The organism is Marinobacterium iners (assembly GCF_017310015.1).
Lineage (GTDB): Bacteria > Pseudomonadota > Gammaproteobacteria > Pseudomonadales > Balneatricaceae > Marinobacterium > Marinobacterium iners.
Window position 1 is genome coordinate 3,150,552 of record NZ_CP022297.1, and the last position, 18,254, is coordinate 3,168,805.

Here is an 18,254-nt window from a genome sequence, read left to right on the forward strand (position 1 = left end):
TAGCTCATCAGTGCAATCCAACTTGAAAAACGCTCACATCTGGCGCATATCTAAATCAGCACATTCAAAAAGGAGATCACCATGTACTCACACAAGAACTGGACGCCGGAACAGATCAGCAAGATGAACGAAGAGAAATTCCTGATCGAGATGCTGGACATGTTCCGTTTTTCACCCTCCAACGATGACAACAGCGCTGTTGAGCAGATGCGTAAGCAGCTCGATGCAGTTGAGCAAATCCTGCAGACCAGGCTCGAGACCAAGCGCTCAAACTGATCCGCTCACCAGGCAGCCGTTCAGGCTGCCTGCTTTTCCCGTCTCCCCCGCTTCATCTTGCCCCTTAGCCCCCCTCCCACTGCCAGAACCTGAGCTGACTCATAATCTGCTTTTACATCCTCCCAGGCAGCTATCGACCATACCCAGCAATGAAAAATCAAAAATTGCTTAACGATTAATCATAAATATCATTTCGATCAATCAAAATATTCATAAATAACAAAAAGATCTAAGTAAAAATTCAATGTTTTCCTTTATAAACAATAGGTTATAAAAAAGCACATCCAGCCGCGACAAATCCAGAATAAAATCTTAAAAATCCTTTATTTTCAATTGCTTATATAGGAAAAAACAGGCCAGTTTTTTTGCCATTCATCATTATTGCATTTATAATTATCATTAATTGATAAATGATGAATCACAAAAGGATTAAGACGATGCAAGAGAAGGAAATTAAATTGCTTTTCAAGGCGGGGGTATTTGATTCCTGTCAGGCGATTCCAGTCTCGATGTCGCGTGGCTGGACCCTGAAATTCATCACGCGTGATCAGGAGGTGGTGACACTCAACCTGCAGCGCTCAAAAGGGGAACGAGAATTCAAAAGCCTGGATGGGGCTGCAGCGGTTGCCCGTCGAATCGGGTTTGACTGGCTGAACGTGCAGATCGGTGACCTGCAGTGGCGTGAAAAGGTGTCTTGAGGAGGAGTCGACAGGTCAACAACCAGCCAACTCCCGTGTAGCGGTTTAATCAGGGTTGCAGACGTTCTATCTGCCAGCCGGTGTCATTGTACTGGTAGCGGAAGCGATCATGCAGGCGGTTCTCCCGTCCCTGCCAAAATTCGTACAGCTCGGGTATCAGCCGATAACCACCCCAGGTTAACGGACAGGGAATGACGGCTCCCTCAAAGGTTTGATCCAGTTCGGCTACGCGCTGTTCCAGCGTGATACGATGATCAATCGGGAAGCTTTGATGCGAAGCTGCCGCACTCAGCTGACTGCCGCGCGGCCGTTCGTGAAAGTAGGTCTCGCCCATTGCGTGATCAAGCTGCTCGACACGTCCACGGATCCGCACCTGACGCTCAAGTCCGCGCCAGTAAAACAGCAACTCGGCTTTCGGGTTCTGCTGCAACTGCTCCCCCTTCTCGGAGCGAAAATCAGTGAACCAACAGAAACCATCCGCATCGAAACGCTTGAGCAGCACAATACGTGCGGCTGGCCAGCCATCCGCACCGGCCGTGGCAAGAGTCATTGAGGTTGCATCGTCGGGATAGGCCTCCAGCGCCTGCTGCATCCAGTGACCAAACTGCTCCAGCGGGTCAGCCGCCAGCTCGGCACGACTCAGTCCCGCCGCCACATATTCGCGGCGCAGGGCACTGATTTCGGGGGTATCACTCATAGATTTCTCCAGTCGAATGGGCTCAAGCGGTTACTATAACCGAAACAATCAGGGTTATACTGCCCGGGATCACGCGGGATGCAGTTCAGATCAAGGAGATTGAAATCAATGCATGGACCAAAACAGACAAGACGGATCCTTGGGTTATTGCTGATAGGCTTACTGCTTGGCGGCTGTGCAGCCAGTGGCAATGAGCGTCCGTTCCAGTTTAAAAACCTGGGCAAGTCCGAGATCGATATGGTCGCCGATCTGCATGTTGAAACAGTTAATCAACTGGCGCGAGAGCTGGCTATCAAGCTGTACAAGCGCAACCCGCGGGAACTGGCGAAAGTACCCGGTATGACCATTGAAAGACGCCTGGAATTGCTGCTGAACTCCCCCCGACTGATCACCCACCCAGAACTGAACAACCTGTATGCAGAGAAAGCCGTGCCACTGGCGTTTGATCCCGCGTTTCAGGGCGACCGGGTATTTGCACTGATGGTCGGCATTACCGGGATGCTGCACGCTTCGTACAGTTATCGTGACGAGTTTTACATGCTCAACGAGATGGATCAGCAAAAACTGTACAACTGCGCCCGTAATCTGGAAGCCGTGGCCTGGCGACTCAATACCTACCGGCAGGAAAACGGTGAGCCTTTCCTGTACGCCAACAGCCCAACCAATCTAAGCTACGAGCGCATTATGTCCAAGTTGATCGCCCATCAGGACATGATGGCAAAAATTGTCTCTGACTCATCCAACCGGGCGATCAATACCGTGGTGCATGGCATCGCATCAACCACCTTGCTGCCGATCTAGCTGCCACACAACGGCTTAAGTACGCGAATATCCGCGATTTTGTGGTTTTCGTTCAGGAACAGGGTGACATCAGCCTGGTCAGGCATTTCGTCCAGCATGGCCCGGGTCAGGCGTTCATAGTGCTGAATGAAACGTTTGATCTCGTTACCATCCATGATTCGCAGATGGTCAGTCGGCTGCTGAGTGTCATAGATGTACTGGATCCGCTCGGCCAGTTTTTTCTCCTGCAGCGAACGCCACTCATACACCGCATCCATACTCGGTACGCAGAGCATCAGCAATACATCCAAACGTGAAAACAGCTCTCGATAGGGCCCTTTCAGCTGTTCATTGACATGCCGCCGCCAAATTCCATGCGGGTCTTCGTTGCGCTCAAGAATATTCACTGGCTCAACCAGCGTTTCCTCCTGCTGCGGCTGCGCGCCGACGCACCACCCCTCCAGCACGATCAGATCCGCTCCGCCGATCCATTCCTGCCACACCGAGTCGGGGCAGCGATCATCGATCGACTTGTCGAACACCGGAATTTTGGTCACTCGTTCGGGATCATCGGCGCACAAGCTGTCGATAATCTCCATGCCCAGCTCTACATCATGTGTGCCGGGTACGCCCCGGGTGACAAACAGGGGATGAATGCTGCGCGCCAGAGCCTCGCGGTCGGCACGAGTCTTGTAGATATCATCGATGGAGAAACCCACCACTCGCAGATCAAACCCTTCACCCAGAATCACTTCCAACAGATTGAACAGGGTCGACTTGCCGGCACCCTGCGCACCGTTGATGCCCAGCACCAGCGGTCCTTCCTGCTGTCGCTTGCGCGCCAGAATCCAGGCAGCCAGCGGCACATAGATCTCCTCGAACATCTCCTTCAGGCCGATATCCACCTTCAATGATTCCAGGGTGGCAGCGAACGCCTGCTCCACCGCCTGCACGGCATGACGACGTTCTTCAACACTGAGGCAGAGCTGGTCGCGCGGCCAGCGAGTAAGCAAACTCATGGGTGATCACTCTTGAAGCAGGGAACAGATGAACGGAACGAGAGTCTACCCCATATTATCCAAACACCGATACTCTGCACTCCGGGGTGATCCTGCACCCATCAAACGGTATTTGACGCTATGCGCATCCGCCCCGGATTGTGTATAAACTGATTGTACAACACCCGGTTCGGGACCATTTAAAAACGCACAGGGAGCCAAGCATGAATCCGGAATTTCGCACCGAGCATGACAGCATGGGTGAGGTACAGGTACCCCGTGATGCCCTGTACGCCGCACAGACCCAACGGGCTGTGGATAACTTTCAAATCAGTGATCTGTGCCTGCCGGCTTCGTTCATCACAACGCTGGCCCAGATCAAGGCAGCCTGCGCACGTGCCAATGCGGAGCTGGGCCTGCTGGAAAAAGAGCAGGCAGATGCCATTGTGGACGCAGCCGACCAGTTGATCGCCGGTGAACATCTCGACCAGTTCCCGGTGGACGTATTCCAGACCGGCTCCGGCACCAGCAGCAACATGAACATGAACGAAGTGCTCAGTGCGCTGATCAAGCAGCGCACCGGCCTTGAGCTGCACCCGAATGATCACATCAACATGAGCCAAAGCTCGAACGATGTGATCCCCACCTGCATTCATGTCAGCGCACTGCTGCAGCTGGAAAACAGCCTGATCCCGGCACTGCGCCATCTCGTCGGCATTCTGACGCGCAAGCGCTCTGAGCTGTCCCAGATCGTCAAGACCGGTCGTACCCATCTGATGGATGCCATGCCTATCCGCATGGATCAGGAGGTATCAGGCTGGCTGACACAGATACAGGATTGCATCGCACGACTGGAAAGCGTGCGCCCGCGACTGTTGCAGGTGGCTCAAGGCGGAACGGCGGTGGGTACCGGGGTCAACGCCCCGCGCGCCTTCTCACGCCTGTTCTGCCGTCAGCTCAGCATTCGTACTGGCTTGACCCTGCAGCCTGCACAGAACCACTTTACGGCTCAGGCCTGTCAGGATACGGCAGTTGAGCTGTCCGGCCAGCTCAAGACCTGCGCCACGGCATTGATGAAAATTGCCAATGATCTGCGCTGGATGAACTCCGGCCCACTGGCAGGTCTTGGCGAAATCGCCCTGCCTGCCCTGCAACCTGGCTCTTCCATCATGCCCGGCAAGGTCAACCCGGTGATCTCCGAAGCAGTCATGATGGCCGCCGCTCAGGTGTGTGGCAACGATGTCAGCATCAGCATCTGTGGCCAGCACGGCAACTTTCAGCTCAATACCATGCTGCCGCTGATTGCTTACAACCTGTTGCAGAGCGAGATGCTGGTCGCCAACGCTGCCGTCACACTGGCCGACAAGGCGATCGAAGGCTTTACGGTCAACAGCGACAATATCGAGGCGGCCCTGTCGCGCAACCCGGTTCTAGTCACGGCACTCAACCCGGTTCTGGGCTATGAGCAGGCGGCCACCCTTGCCAAACAGGCCTATACCGAAGGTCGACCCATCGTCGACGTGGTCGTGGAACAGACCGACCTTGAGCGCGAAGAGGTGGAAGGTCTGCTCGATCCGCTGCGCTTAACTGGCATCGAATAGGCCGCTTCCGCTATACTTTTGCGCCTGAAATCTGGCCTAAAACCCTGCACTTTGCAGGGTATGACAGGAAACTTGCATGAACCGCGATCTCGACCGACTGCAGCCCTACCCGTTTGAGAAACTGGCCGTCCTCAAGGCCGGTGTTCAGCCCCCCAAAAGCCTTGAGCACATCTCGCTCGGCATTGGAGAGCCCAAACATCCGGCTCCGCCCTTCGTAACCGATGTACTGGCGGAAAACCTCAGCGGTGTTTCCACCTACCCGACCACCAAGGGGATGCCGGAACTGCGTCAGGCAATGGCAAGCTGGTGCGAACGCCGCTTCGGTCTGCAGACCGAGAGCATGGACCCTGAGCGCAACATTCTGCCGGTCAACGGTACCCGTGAAGCTATCTTTGCTTTCACTCAGGCGGCGGTCGAGCGCAAGCCCGGTGCTCTGGTCATGTCCCCCAACCCCTTCTATCAGATCTATGAAGGGGCCACCTATCTGTCCGGGGCCGAACCTTACTACCTCAACTGCCTGGCCGAAAACGGCTTTATCCCCGATTATGATGCCGTTCCAGCGGATATCTGGCAGCGGACCCAGCTGCTGTTTGTCTGCTCACCGGGTAACCCAACAGGGGCCGTGCACAGTGTCGAGACCCTGAAAAAGCTGATCGCCCTGGCGGATGAACATGACTTCATCATCTGCTCGGATGAGTGCTATTCCGAGCTGTACCCGGACGAGGACAACAAGCCGGCCGGATTACTGCAGGCCTGTGCCGAGCTGGGCCGGAACGACTATGCCCGCTGCATCGTGTTCCACAGCCTCTCCAAGCGCTCCAACCTGCCCGGCATGCGTTCCGGTTTTATCGCCGGTGATGCCAGCCTGTTGGAACCTTTCCTGCTCTATCGCACCTACCACGGCTGCTCCATGCCGGTTCAGCACCAGTTGGCTTCCATCGCCGCCTGGAATGACGAAGGCCACGTATACGAAAACCGCTGCCAGTATCGACACAAGTTCGATGCGGTGCTGCGCGTACTGCAGCCGGTGATGGATGTGAAACAGTCCGATGCCAGCTTCTATCTCTGGGCACCCACCCCGATGGCGGATGATGAATTTGCCAAAGGTCTGTTCGCACAGCAGAATCTGACCGTGCTGCCGGGCCGCTACCTGTCCCGCGAAGTGGACGGCGTGCTGCCGGGGTCCGGTTTTGTGCGCATGGCACTGGTGGCAACGGTATCCGAGTGTGTTGAAGCGGCCGAACGCATTCGCCGCTATATTGAATCCCTGTAAGGAGTTGCCCGTGACCACGCTGTACGGCATCAGCAACTGCGACACCGTGCGCAAGGCGCGCAAATGGCTGGAAGCCCGTGGTGTTGCATTTGAATTTCATGACTTTCGCAAACAGGGCCTCGGCGCTGACAAGGTCGCCCATTGGTGTGATGCAGTCGGGCTGGACAAAGTACTGAACAAGCGCGGCACCACTTGGCGCCAGCTGCCGGATGAGGTCAAGGCCACTACCGATGAGCAAGCCCTGCAGGCCTTGATGGTCGAGCAGCCGACACTGATCAAGCGTCCGGTGCTGGAACTGGACGACGGTCGGGTTGAAGTCGGCTTTAAAGACACCGATTACGCGGCCCTGTTCGACTGAACAGCGCCTCTCTTTTTGATGAATTGAACAACGGAGTTAACAATGGCGAATTTCGCATTTGGTTTGGGTGTAGGTACAAAATCGTCTGCCGGCGACTGGCTGGAGGTGTACTACAACGCACCGCTGCTGAACGCGGATGACACGCTGATTGCCGCCGTGGCCGACAAGGTGGGTTACGCCGGTGGCAACCAGACCATCGAACTGAACGCCTCCCAGCTGAAGGCGCTGGAAGCGGCTTTCCTGTCCGTAGATGCCGAAGCTCAGGCTGAAGTGGTCGAGATTCTGGAAGGCACCCAGCAGCCGCTGGTGCTCTGCATCCTGGAAACCGACGCTGCGCCACAAACTACCGCCGAGGTGTACCTGAAGCTGTCGCTGTTGTCGCACCGTCTGGTCAAACCGCACGGCATCGACCTGAGCGGCATGTTCCCGCTGCTGCCTAACGTAGCCTGGACCAATGAAGGTGCCGTGGCACTGGACGACCTGCCGCGCCGTCAGCTCTCGGCTCGTGCTCAGGGCAAGGTGCTGGACGTGTTCTCCGTCGACAAGTTCCCGAAAATGGCCAACTACGCGGTACCGGCCGGCATTCGCATCGGTGACGCATCACGTATCCGCCTGGGCGCCCACGTGGGCGAAGGCACCACCGTGATGCATGAAGGTTTCATCAACTTCAACGCCGGCACCCTGGGCGTGAGCATGGTTGAAGGCCGAATCTCCGCTGGTGTTGTCGTGGGCAACGGCTCCGATATCGGTGGCGGCGCGTCCACCATGGGCACGCTGTCCGGTGGCAACAACGTGGTGATCTCTGTGGGTGAGAACTGCCTGCTGGGCGCCAACGCCGGTCTCGGCCTGCCGCTGGGTGATCGTTGCACCATCGAAGCGGGCCTGTACGTTACCGGTGGTTCCAAGGTCACCCTGCTGGACGAGCACAACCAGGAAGTGGGCGTAGTCAAGGCTGGCGAACTGGCCGGCACCCCGGACCTGCTGTTCCGCCGCAACTCGCAGAATGGTCGCATCGAGGTGAAAACCAACAAGAGCGCCATCGAGCTGAACGCCGAGCTGCACAAGCACAACTGAGCGTAACAGCGCTGACCGACCCCGTTCACCCAATGGTGTACGGGGTTTTATTGTTTTCAAGCCGCAGGATTCAACATGACTTCGACCTCCCCTACGCTGGATCTGGCCATGGAGCTGATCAGCCGCCGCTCCGTCACCCCCGAGGATGATGGCTGTCAGGAACTGATGATCAGCCGGCTGGAAAAACTCGGCTTTCGTATCGAGAGACTGCCGTTTGAAGAGGTGACCAACCTCTGGGCTCGCCGTGGTGATTCAGGCCCTCTGTTCTGCTTTGCCGGGCATACCGATGTGGTGCCCTCCGGCCCCGAAGAGCAGTGGCAGTTTCCGCCCTTCGAGCCGCGCATCGAGGAAGGTTATCTCTGCGGTCGTGGCGCGGCGGACATGAAAGGCAGCCTGGCCGCCTTTGTTACCGCCGTGGAGCGCTTTGTCGCCAACCACCCGGACCATCAGGGCTCCATCGCCCTGCTGATCACCAGCGACGAAGAAGGCCCCTTCATTAACGGTACCACCCGCGTGATCGACCATCTGGAAGCACGCAACGAGAAGATCGACTGGTGCATCGTCGGCGAGCCTTCCAGCACGGAAAAAGTGGGTGATGTGATCAAAAACGGTCGCCGCGGTTCACTCAGCGGCACGTTGAAGGTACGTGGCATTCAGGGCCATGTGGCCTACCCGCATCTTGTGCGCAATCCGATCCACGAAGCCGCTCCGGCACTGGCGGAGCTGGCAGCCACCGTTTGGGACGAAGGCAATGAATTCTTCCCGCCCACCAGTTTCCAGATCTCAAATATCAATGCCGGCACCGGTGCCACCAACGTGGTTCCCGGCCATGTGGATATTGCTTTCAACTTCCGCTTCTCCACTGAAGTGACCGCCGATGAACTGAAGGTGCGTGTGCGCGAGATCCTCGACCGGCATGGCCTTGAGTGGGATATCGACTGGATTCTGTCCGGCAACCCCTTCCTCACCGCTGCCGGCAGTCTGGTGGATGCGGCACGGGAGTCAATCCGCTCTGTAATGGGTTACGAAACCGAGCTGTCCACCTCCGGCGGCACCTCTGATGGTCGTTTTATTGCACCCACCGGGGCTCAGGTACTGGAGTTGGGGCCCTGCAACGCCACCATCCACAAGATCAACGAGCGTGTACGGGCCAGCGATCTGGATGATCTGTCGCACCTGTACGAAAACATTCTGGCTCGGCTGCTGGTTCAGGCATGAGTACATTTGCGCTGATCTGCCCGGTATGCAAGTCGCCCCTGCAACAGCAGGAACAACGGCTTGGCTGTGAACACAACCACAGCTTTGACCGCGCCCGTCAGGGGTACTGGAACTTGCTGCTGCCGCAGCGCAAACGCAGCAAGGAGCCGGGCGACAGTGCCGACATGGTGCAGGCACGACAGCGCTTCCTGCAGGCGGGGCACTATGCCCCGCTGGCACAGGCCATTATTGATCTGCTGCAGCCTTATGTGCAGACAACTCAGGCCGGAAAACTTCTGGATCTTGGCTGTGGCGAGGGCTGGTACACCGATCAACTGCAGCGCCAGTTGAAACTGAACGTGGCCGGGCTGGATATTTCCAAACCGGCGGTACGCACCGCCAGCCGACGCAACCCCGATATTCTCTGGATGGTCGCCACTGGCGCGGATATCCCGCTGGCCGATGAATCGGTCGACATGGCCAGTCTGATCTTCGGCCGCCTGCTGCCGGAACCCACCGCTCGTGTTCTCAAACCGGGTGGTCTCATGTTGGTGGTCTACCCCGGCCCTGAGCACCTGCGTGCCCTGCGCGGTTTGATCTATGAACAAGTTCGTGACAGTTCGGGCTTCAGCCCTGAGCAGGCACTGGCGCAACAGTTCGAGCCCGTCGCACTGGAAAGGCTGGCGTTCGAGTTCAGGCTCGACAACGCCGAGGCGGTGCAGGACCTGCTGGCGATGACACCACACGGCCAGCGCCTGAACAGCGCCGCCCGTGAGCGCATTGCCGCCTGCTCCGCTCTGACCGAACAGGCCGATTTCAGACTGAGCCTGTTACGCAAGCGATGAGTCGACTCAAGGACTGGCTTCGCCAGCGGGCACAGAACTCCCGAGGCAACCTGCGCCTGCTGCTCAGTGGAGCCGGGCTGTTCTTTTGTGGCGTCGGTGGCATCAGCATGGCCCAATACAGCCTCCCACCCGGGCTCAAGGCAGAATTGCTGGCACTGGCCGGCTTGATCCTGACCATCGCTGGCAGCATACTCGCCCTTATTGGTTACCTAAGCCTGAGCGTTCTGCGCATCTGGCACATTCTGGACGACGACGATGAGCAGCACCGAGATCCGCCACCCTGACATTGAGATCTATATCAAGAACCGTTCCCTGGAACAGATACTGCAGTGGCTGCGCGATCGGGCCGACAATGTTGAATCACACAACAGTGTCGGCGGCACGCACTCACTCACAGCCATTTTCAGCGGTCAGCGCATTCCGGTCATGATCCATGAAAAGGCGGTTGGCAAAGCCTGGATCAGCGTCTGGTTCCGCTCCGATGCCACCCCCTGGATACGTGACGTTGACTGTGCCCATGAAGTCGCCGCCGCACTGGACACCCAGGTTCGTTGCATCGTTTCTGGATGGCAGGATGGTGACGACCCGGACGAATGGTGGAAAATCGAAGGGGGTGAAATAAACAAAATTACCTGGCGCACCGACTGACAGGAAAACAGCCATGACACCCGCCCGCGAAACACTGCACGCACTGATCCTCGATGGACGGGGCGGCGCCCGTTCTCTTTCCTCCGAGGAGCTGGAACGTTGGCAGCCAGAAGATGGCATTCTCTGGCTGCATCTGGACTACACCCTCGACTCCACGCGCCAGTGGCTGGAACAGGACAGTGGCCTGCCGGAGCTGGCCATCGACGCCCTGCTGGCCGAAAACACCCGCCCCCGCGCCGCCATTCTGGATGAACACCTTCTGCTCGCGCTGCGCGGTGTGAATACCAACCCGGGGGCCGATCCCGAAGATATGGTCTCGATTCGCCTCTGCGTCGGGGCGCGACTGGTGGTATCAACCCGCAAACGCCGTTTGATGTCCGTCGCTAAGCTGCTGGCGCTGTTCGAGCAGGGGGAAGGCCCTCGCAGCAGCGCCGAGTTGGTCATTCGCCTCAGCGAACTGCTGGTGGAGCGGATGGGAGTGACGGTTGAAGAACTTGAAGAGCAACTGTCAGACCTTGAGCTGGACCTGCTGACCCAACCCGGCAGCGAGATGCGCCAGGCCGTGCGCAGTCTGCGCCGCCAGACCGTTACCCTGCGGCGTTACTTTGCCCCTCAGCGGGACGCCTTCAACCAGATGCTCAGCGAACGCCTGAGCTGGTTTACCACTGAAATGAAGCTGGAACTGCGTGAAATCAGTGATCAGCTGCTGCGCCACATAGAGGATCTGGACATCATTCGTGAGCGTGCCGCCATGGCACAGGAAGAGCTGGCCAGCCAGCAAGGTGAACAGCTCAACCTGCGCATGTATGTACTGTCGATCATATCAGCGGTATTCCTGCCTCTGGGCTTTCTCACCGGGCTTCTGGGGATCAACGTAGGCGGTATTCCAGGTGCTGATAACGATTATGCCTTCCTGATTTTCCTGCTGTTGCTGGGCCTGCTGGTCGGCGGCCTGTTAATCCTGTTCCGGCGTTGGCGCTGGCTCTGAACGCCGAGCGCGCTGCTGCACCACCACTGCCGTAACGATCAGCCCCAGGCCAATGAAGGTTGCCGGGGCAATAGGCTCGTGTAACAGCAAGTAGATAAACACCAGCGACAGAAAGGGCGACAGGAATATCAGGTTGGACACCCGGCTGACATGAGTCGCGGCACGCAGTGCGCCCAGCCAGAGCATGAACGTCAGCCCCATCTCGAACACCCCGACCCAAAGCGCCCCGAGAATGCCCTGCGTGCCGGGCCACTGCACTTCGCCTTGCCACAGCATCAACCCCCATACCAGCGGCGTTCCGCAGAGAAAGCAGAGCAACAAGCTGACCGCAGGAGAACTCTCGGCCCGCGCATTGAGAATCCAGTACAGTGCCCAGATCAGAGTGCTGCCCAATGCCAGCGCCACTCCGAGCGTACTGTCAAACTGAAGTGCTAACAGCTGCCCTCGGGTCGCGATCACCAGTGCGCCAAAGTATCCCAGTGTCATGGCCAGCAGATCTAAACGCTGCAGCTTCTGCTTCAGTAGCGGCACAGCCAGCAGTGACAGGGTCAGCGCCCAGGTGTAATTCAGGGCCTGAGCTTGTTGCGCCGGCAATAGATCATAGGCCTTAAACAGCACCAGATAGTACAGTGCCGGATTCAGTGCCCCCAACAGCAGATAGAGGCCGGGACGCTTGCGCCACTGCTGCAGCAACTCACGCCAGCGCTTCTGCCAGCTTACGCAGGCTGCCAGTACCAATGTGGAGAACAGGCCGGACCAGGCCAGCAGCTGCAACGGCGTCATGACCTGTAACGAGAGCTTGAACGCCGTCGCCACCGTGGACCAGAGCAAAACGGCACTGAGTCCAAGCAGCATGGCCCGCGACTGTGATTTTTCCGACATGGGTTATGATCCTTGCAGACACAAACCGACTAGGAAAACATATTGCGCTTGGCCTGTCAGGCCGTTGCGGTCAAGGTATGGCGTGCGGTCTCGATGGTACCGGCCAGTTCACTGGCGGCATACAGGGCGACCTGCTCAAAACGGTCTGACCGCAGTGCCTGCGCACGGGGTGTCCGGGCCTGGGTGTCCAGCCGGCTCACCAGATAGGCGTAGTCGCCGGGAATATGATCATTGATGGAATGATTAAGCCGCGACACCACTTCCGGCGTGTGCAGCTCATTCAGATCGGGATAGCTCAACGGCGCTGCCGGAGGCAACTCGAAGCCGCTGCCGGGCTGAACCGATGCCTGCGGGCGATAGATTTCCTGGTTGGATGCAATCAGACTGAGCAGAAACGCAAACTGGGCACCATTGGGCGACTGCACTGCCTGTGGCAGTGAGGCCGTATAGTTCTCAATTCGTGTCTGGATAGGATCTGTCTGCATCATGCCTCCGCCTGAGCTGGTATTATCGGCAAGCGACTGTAATCCTTTACCTTTTCTTCAATATCAGGGAAAAAACATGGCACGCTGGCGTCCGGCACAACCCAAAAGCTCGCCCTACATCACGCTGGAGGGCTATGAGCGCCTCAATAACGAGCTGAAATACTTGTGGAAGGTCAAACGCCCCGAGGTTACGCAGGCCGTAAAAGAGGCTGCTGCCCAGGGTGACCGTTCCGAAAACGCTGAATACATCTACGGCAAGAAACAGCTGCGCGAGATCGACCGTCGCGTCCGCTACCTGTCGAAGCGGCTGGAACACATCAAGGTGGTGGATCGCGCCCCTGACGACACCAGCCGAATTTTCTTCGGCGCCTGGGTCACGTTGGCCGATGAGGATGACAACACGCGTCGCTACCGTATTGTCGGCGCAGATGAAATCGACCCGGCCAAAGGTTATATCAGCATTGATGCACCACTGGCACGGCAGCTGCTCAAGAAACAGGTGGGCGATGACGTGACCATCGAGCGGGTTGATCAGGATGAACTCTGGCTGGAGGTCGTAACGATTGAGTATAAGTGAGCCAAAATACGCCTACACTTCAAACACACATCAGGCGTGTAAACCCAGCTAAAACAGACTGTGAGTGCAATGGTACTCCAGCGACATGCCATAAGTGATACTGAGGACCGCTATAAATGTTGTAAAATATATACATATTAATATTGGACACTGGAATGCTGATGCCGATTGCGCCTCACACATCGATGCTGCTCAGGACACTCTGGCTCACACTGATCTACCTCCTGGTCAGCGTCCTGACCCTGCAGCTGGGGTTCACAACCGAATATGCCATGTCAGTCTGGCCAGCAGCGGGTGTGGGTGTGGGCATGTTGCTGGTCTACCGCCATGGCGCCATCTTCCCGATTTTCATCGCCGCACTGTTGACTGATCTTTATCTTGAACTCAGTTTGAACTCTCTGCTTTCAGCGATTCCCAATGCGTTTGCGGCCACCTTGCAGGCCTATTTCGGTTATCGTCTAACACGCACACTGCTCAGACGCAGCAGCACACTGGTACGTGACGCTGACATCCTCAGGTTTCTGTTGCTGGCAGGCCCCCTGGCATGCCTTACCGCACCCAGCCTTGGGGTCATGACAAGGTTGGCCACCGAACAACTCAGTCTGGACACAGCTCTGAGCGAATGGTTGATCTGGTGGAGTGGCGATACCCTTGGTGTTTTGCTGTTTGCACCACTTACACTACTGGTACTTGGGCGCACGCGTGCACACGAAGCCAGTCATCGCATTGGCAGATTCAGAACCGCCTTACCACTTCTTGGCATGGCGGTTCTGCTCGGGGGTGGTTACCTCCTGTTGTCTCATTTCCAAACGCGCGAAGCCGAGTCCAACATCAACGCCAGCCTGGATCGGTTCAGTCAGCTTTATTTTGTATCGATCAACAACGATCTCGATAATCTCGAGGCTATGGCACAACTGATCCAGGCTCGGCCTGAACTGACTGAAAAAGAGTTCAGTCAGTTTGCCGCATGGCTTAATCAGGACCCTGCCCTGATCAGTATTGACTGGGCTCCGCGAGTATCGGCTGCAGCACGCGAACGTTTCGAACAGCAGCTGGGACGGCCATTTATGGAGCCCGTCGGCGACCTCAACCCGCAAGTCACGTATATCGAAGCACTGGCACGCAGCCAGTATTTCCCGGTGTTCTACAGCACTCCTCCTGCACTGGGCAAAGACATACTGGGACTTGACCACGGCTGGGATCCCCAGCGACGCCACGTAATTGCTAAAGCTCTGGAAACCGGACAGCTTCAGCTTTCCCGTGCGTCGCCACTGATCAGAACGGGGGTCAACGCCCTCCTCGCATTCCAACCGGTCATTACATCGGCTGAACATAACCGCCCTTCCCGGCACCTTGGTGTTGTTGTAGGCGTGTTTGATATCAACCAGCTGTTTGCTCCTTTGCTGCGGCAGGCCGGAAATCGCAACCTGGCCGTACGCATCAGTGATGTTACCGACCCTGAACGTCCGCAGGCTCTGATTGATCGAATGCCTCCAAAAAGCAGCATCTTTCGTACCAACCTGCTGCAAACGGGCGGGCGCAACTGGCAACTGGACTTTGCCCTGCTCACACCTCTGTACACCGCCGGTGCCAGTGGAGTTGAGCGTCTCTATTTCCTGTTTTCCATCCTGAGCGCGCTTTTGGCTGCCTACACAACGCTCAGCATGGCCGAACGTGATCTGGCCACACAGCTCACTGTCCGGCGTCGTACCCGTGACTTGAATCGCGAGCTGAACCGACGCCTCGAGGCTGAAACTGAGCTGAGATCCAGTGAGACACGCTACCGCCAGCTGTTTGAAACCTCACCGTTTGCCAAATTGATCATTCACCATGGCAAGCCGATCCATGTAAACAACGCTGCCATCGCGCTGATGGATGCAGACTCTCGCCAGGCGCTGTTGGACACTCCAGCCATGCAGCTGATTGAGAGCGGTGATCAACTGCAGGCACGACTTGTCTTGCAGCAGGCGGAGGCCAGCTTCGAGCCGCTTCGCCTCGACCGAGTCAACTGCCGCACCCTCCACGGGCGCCCCTTCATTGCTGAACTCACTGCTGTCAGCTGCGAATTTGACGGCCATTCTGCCGTACTCTGCATGCTGCAGGACATCAGTGCCCGCCTGAAAGCAGAAGAGGACTTTGAGCGCTTCTTTACTGTTTCACTGGATCTACTCTGTATCGCCGATACCAGAGGCTATTTCCGCCGCATCAATCCTGCCTTCAAGGAAACGTTGGGCTGGAGCGAGGATGAATTGTTGAGCCAGCCGTTCATCAATCTGGTTCACCCTGATGACCTGGAAGTGACACGACAAGAGATCAGCGGGCTTGAAGCGGGCAAGCTGGCACTCCACTTCGAGAACCGCTACCGCTGCCGTGACGGCACCTATCGCTGGATCGAGTGGCGCGCCTTGCCCCAGCCCAACGGGCTAATCTTTGCCTCGGCACATGACACCACTGAACGTCATGAATCGACCGAACAGCTTGAGCAGATGAACAAATTGCTCAATCAACAGGTGAAGGAAATTCAGTTCAAGAACCACGCCATTCAGGCCAAGGAAACCGAGCTGAACACTCTGCTCAACAATCTGATGGAGTGCGTGATTACCATCGACAACAAAGGGTTGATCAACAGTGCCAACCCGGCAGTAGAGTCCATATTCGGTTACCGACCGGATGAGCTAATCGGTCAAAACGTTTCCACGTTGATGCCAGACCCGGACCGCAGCCGCCATGATGGTTACCTGGCCCGTTACATGGAAACACGGGAGCCTCATTTCATCGGCACCAGCCGTGAAGTGGTTGGCCAGCACAAGGATGGTCACCTGATACCACTGGAACTGGCAGTTAGCGAATATCAGATCAACGGTCAGACCATGTTTGCCGGTACCTTGCACGATGTGAGTGGACAGAAGGCCATGATTGATGCACTGACCCTGGCTCGAGATGAGGCAGAGCACGCCAACAACGCCAAGTCCACCTTCCTGGCCACCATGAGCCATGAAATTCGCACCCCTATGAATGGCGTGGTCGGATTGATTGAAGTGCTTGAAAACAGTCAGCTCGACGAGCATCAGGCCCGTCTGCTGGGAACTGTCCGCAACTCAGCCAACAGCCTACTGACCCTGATCGACGATATTCTGGACTTTTCCAAGATCGAGGCGGGGCGACTGGAGCTGGAGTCTCAGCCCTTCAATCTAGTGGAGTTGATCGAAAGCCTGTGCACCTCACTGGTCCCGGTGGCGCACCAGCGCAATGTAGACTTGTCTCTGTTCATTGACCCCGAGCTGCCCGGCTGGGTCCTGTCGGACCCGGTCCGGCTGCGCCAGCTGCTGTACAACCTGATCGGCAATGGCATCAAGTTCTGCTCCGGCCGTGACGGTATCAAGGGGCGAGTATCCGTGCGCGTTGGCTTCAGCGGCGAAGATCCGCTGCAGCTCAAGGTTCGCGTGGCGGACAACGGCATCGGTATCAGTGCCGAGCAGCAAAAACTGCTGTTTGCGCCCTTTACCCAGGCAGAAAGCTCGACCACGCGCCGTTTTGGCGGAACTGGCCTTGGACTGGTGATCTGTAAACACCTTGTGGACCTGATGGGCGGCGGCATTCGACTGATCAGTGAACCCGATGTGGGTACGGTATTTATTCTCGGTCTGTCAATGCACCCGGCGGCACCGCCGGAAGATGAGGCCCCGTTGCCCGGGCTAGAGGGGGTACGCTGCCTGCTGGTTGAAAGCCGTGATTACAACAACGACGACTTATGCCGCTACCTGGAGTACTCCGGAGCCGATGTTGTACTTCTGCAACAGACCAGTGATGCGCCGACACGGATTGAGCAGACAGGTCAGCCCTGCATCCTGATCAGTGACCAGAGCCCCGGTGAATCCGAACCGTTGCCGAAACGGGTCCACTATCTGCAACTGGCCCACGGCCTGCGCCGACGCGGACGCATCACCACCCCCACCACGGTGAGTCTGGATATGGATGCCCTGAGCCGGGCGGAGTTTATCAACGCCGTAGCGGTTGCCGCCGGCAAGGCCTCACCAAGTGCCATGCCAAGCACAGCGGATAATCTGCCCGACGGCTCTGAAGCCCTCTCTATTGGCGATGCCCGTGCAGAAGGCACACTGATTCTGGTGGCAGAGGATGACCGCGTAAACCAGCTGGTGATTCTGCAGCAGCTCGCGTTGCTGGGTTATACCGCCGAGGTGGCCGATGATGGCATCAAAGCGCTGGAACTGTGGCAAAAGGGCCGCTATGCCTTGCTGCTGACCGACCTGCACATGCCACGAATGGATGGCTACAGTCTGGCTGCAGCCATCCGCACGCAGGAACCCGCCGATCGGCACATGCCGATCATTGCCCTGACCGCCAACGCTCTGCGCGGAGAATCCAATCGGGCACTGGATCAGGGTATGGACGCCTACCTGGTCAAGCCGGTCAAGTTGGAGCACCTGAAACAAACCCTGGAGCAATGGCTGCGAAGTGCTCCCTCTGATCCCAAGACAGATGCACCTGACACGGCAGCAGTCAACAACAATGCAGTGGACACCCTGAATCTGGATATTCTGCGCGAACTGGTCGGTTCCGATCCCGCGCTGTTACGAGAGTTCCTGACTATCTGGCGAAGTTCGTCAGCTCCCCTGATCGAAGAATTGCGTCAAGCCTTTGAAGCCCAGGATACCGGCACCATGAGTTCAGTGGCACACCGCTTCAAATCGTCGTCACGCTCCATCGGTGCACTGCCGCTGGGCGATTTATGCGCAGATATGGAGATGGCTTGCCGTGCCCATGATCACGACGAGATAAGCACTCTGATGCAGTGTTTTGAGGAACTGTACTCTGAAACTGATGCTGCTGTTGCCAATACGCTGGATCATCTCTAA

General features: G+C 57.1%; 18 protein-coding genes. 14 read left to right on the plus strand and 4 right to left on the minus strand.

Features of this window, described 5'->3' with window-relative positions; all coding sequences use genetic code 11:
• Window positions 1-81: 81 nt before the first annotated feature.
• On the plus strand, window positions 82-276 hold the full coding sequence (locus CFI10_RS15165; protein ID WP_091827314.1) for a hypothetical protein: 195 nt from the start codon (window positions 82-84) through the stop codon (window positions 274-276).
• Window positions 277-713: 437 nt separating this feature from the next.
• On the plus strand, window positions 714-974 hold the full coding sequence (locus CFI10_RS15170) for a hypothetical protein (protein ID WP_091827313.1): 261 nt from the start codon (window positions 714-716) through the stop codon (window positions 972-974).
• Window positions 975-1,023: 49 nt separating this feature from the next.
• Here CFI10_RS15170 and pdxH read toward each other — a convergent pair whose 3' ends face one another.
• Window positions 1,024-1,671, minus strand: coding sequence for a pyridoxamine 5'-phosphate oxidase (pdxH, locus tag CFI10_RS15175; protein ID WP_091827312.1), 648 nt, complete (start codon window positions 1,669-1,671; stop codon window positions 1,024-1,026).
• 108 nt (window positions 1,672-1,779) lie between these two features.
• Between pdxH and CFI10_RS15180 the strand changes: the two genes are divergently transcribed.
• A complete protein-coding gene (locus CFI10_RS15180; RefSeq protein WP_206835912.1) occupies window positions 1,780-2,472 on the plus strand; it encodes a hypothetical protein in 693 nt (230 codons plus the stop codon).
• Here the strand turns inward: CFI10_RS15180 and CFI10_RS15185 are convergent.
• Entirely contained in the window at window positions 2,469-3,470 is a 1,002-nt protein-coding gene (locus CFI10_RS15185) for a hypothetical protein (protein WP_206835916.1), read from the minus strand. The two genes, CFI10_RS15180 and CFI10_RS15185, sit on opposite strands and share 4 nt — an antisense overlap.
• A gap of 203 nt (window positions 3,471-3,673) precedes the next feature.
• Here CFI10_RS15185 and CFI10_RS15190 point away from each other — a divergent pair, with 203 nt between their 5' ends.
• The 9 genes from CFI10_RS15190 to CFI10_RS15230 all read left to right on the plus strand — a co-directional run bounded on the left by CFI10_RS15190 (window position 3,674) and on the right by CFI10_RS15230 (window position 11,433).
• Entirely contained in the window at window positions 3,674-5,050 is a 1,377-nt protein-coding gene (locus tag CFI10_RS15190) for a class II fumarate hydratase (protein WP_206835918.1), read from the plus strand.
• 76 nt (window positions 5,051-5,126) lie between these two features.
• Window positions 5,127-6,323: a succinyldiaminopimelate transaminase gene (gene dapC, locus CFI10_RS15195; protein ID WP_206835921.1), complete on the plus strand. Its 1,197-nt coding sequence runs from the start codon at window positions 5,127-5,129 to the stop codon at window positions 6,321-6,323.
• Between the two features lie 10 nt (window positions 6,324-6,333).
• The gene (locus CFI10_RS15200; RefSeq protein ID WP_206835924.1) at window positions 6,334-6,681 is read left to right on the plus strand and encodes an ArsC family reductase; all 348 of its coding nucleotides are present in this window, start codon (window positions 6,334-6,336) and stop codon (window positions 6,679-6,681) included.
• Between the two features lie 42 nt (window positions 6,682-6,723).
• Window positions 6,724-7,755: a 2,3,4,5-tetrahydropyridine-2,6-dicarboxylate N-succinyltransferase gene (gene dapD / locus CFI10_RS15205; protein ID WP_206835927.1), complete on the plus strand. Its 1,032-nt coding sequence runs from the start codon at window positions 6,724-6,726 to the stop codon at window positions 7,753-7,755.
• 75 nt (window positions 7,756-7,830) lie between these two features.
• Entirely contained in the window at window positions 7,831-8,973 is a 1,143-nt protein-coding gene (gene dapE, locus CFI10_RS15210) for a succinyl-diaminopimelate desuccinylase (RefSeq protein ID WP_206835930.1), read from the plus strand.
• A complete protein-coding gene (locus tag CFI10_RS15215) occupies window positions 8,970-9,797 on the plus strand; it encodes a putative RNA methyltransferase (protein WP_206835933.1) in 828 nt (275 codons plus the stop codon). The genes dapE and CFI10_RS15215 overlap by 4 nt, the downstream gene beginning before the upstream one ends.
• A complete protein-coding gene (locus CFI10_RS15220) occupies window positions 9,794-10,081 on the plus strand; it encodes a hypothetical protein (RefSeq protein WP_206835936.1) in 288 nt (95 codons plus the stop codon). Before CFI10_RS15215 ends, CFI10_RS15220 begins: the two co-directional genes overlap by 4 nt.
• The gene (locus CFI10_RS15225) at window positions 10,053-10,445 is read left to right on the plus strand and encodes a hypothetical protein (protein WP_206835940.1); all 393 of its coding nucleotides are present in this window, start codon (window positions 10,053-10,055) and stop codon (window positions 10,443-10,445) included. Before CFI10_RS15220 ends, CFI10_RS15225 begins: the two co-directional genes overlap by 29 nt.
• Window positions 10,446-10,458: 13 nt before the next feature.
• Window positions 10,459-11,433: a zinc transporter ZntB gene (locus CFI10_RS15230; protein WP_206835942.1), complete on the plus strand. Its 975-nt coding sequence runs from the start codon at window positions 10,459-10,461 to the stop codon at window positions 11,431-11,433.
• On the opposite strand, the gene CFI10_RS15235 is transcribed toward CFI10_RS15230, so the two are convergent.
• Both CFI10_RS15235 and CFI10_RS15240 read right to left on the minus strand, forming a co-directional pair.
• Window positions 11,401-12,315, minus strand: a complete 915-nt coding sequence (locus CFI10_RS15235; RefSeq protein WP_206835946.1) for a DMT family transporter — start codon at window positions 12,313-12,315, stop codon at window positions 11,401-11,403. The two genes, CFI10_RS15230 and CFI10_RS15235, sit on opposite strands and share 33 nt — an antisense overlap.
• Window positions 12,316-12,371: 56 nt before the next feature.
• Complete coding sequence (locus CFI10_RS15240) at window positions 12,372-12,803, minus strand: hypothetical protein (RefSeq protein WP_206835949.1); 432 nt, start codon at window positions 12,801-12,803, stop codon at window positions 12,372-12,374.
• Between the two features lie 73 nt (window positions 12,804-12,876).
• On the opposite strand from CFI10_RS15240, the gene greB reads away from it, so the two are divergent.
• Complete coding sequence (gene greB, locus CFI10_RS15245; RefSeq protein WP_206835952.1) at window positions 12,877-13,377, plus strand: transcription elongation factor GreB; 501 nt, start codon at window positions 12,877-12,879, stop codon at window positions 13,375-13,377.
• A 161-nt stretch (window positions 13,378-13,538) separates the two neighbouring features.
• Window positions 13,539-18,254, plus strand: a complete 4,716-nt coding sequence (locus CFI10_RS15250) for a PAS domain S-box protein (RefSeq protein ID WP_206835956.1) — start codon at window positions 13,539-13,541, stop codon at window positions 18,252-18,254.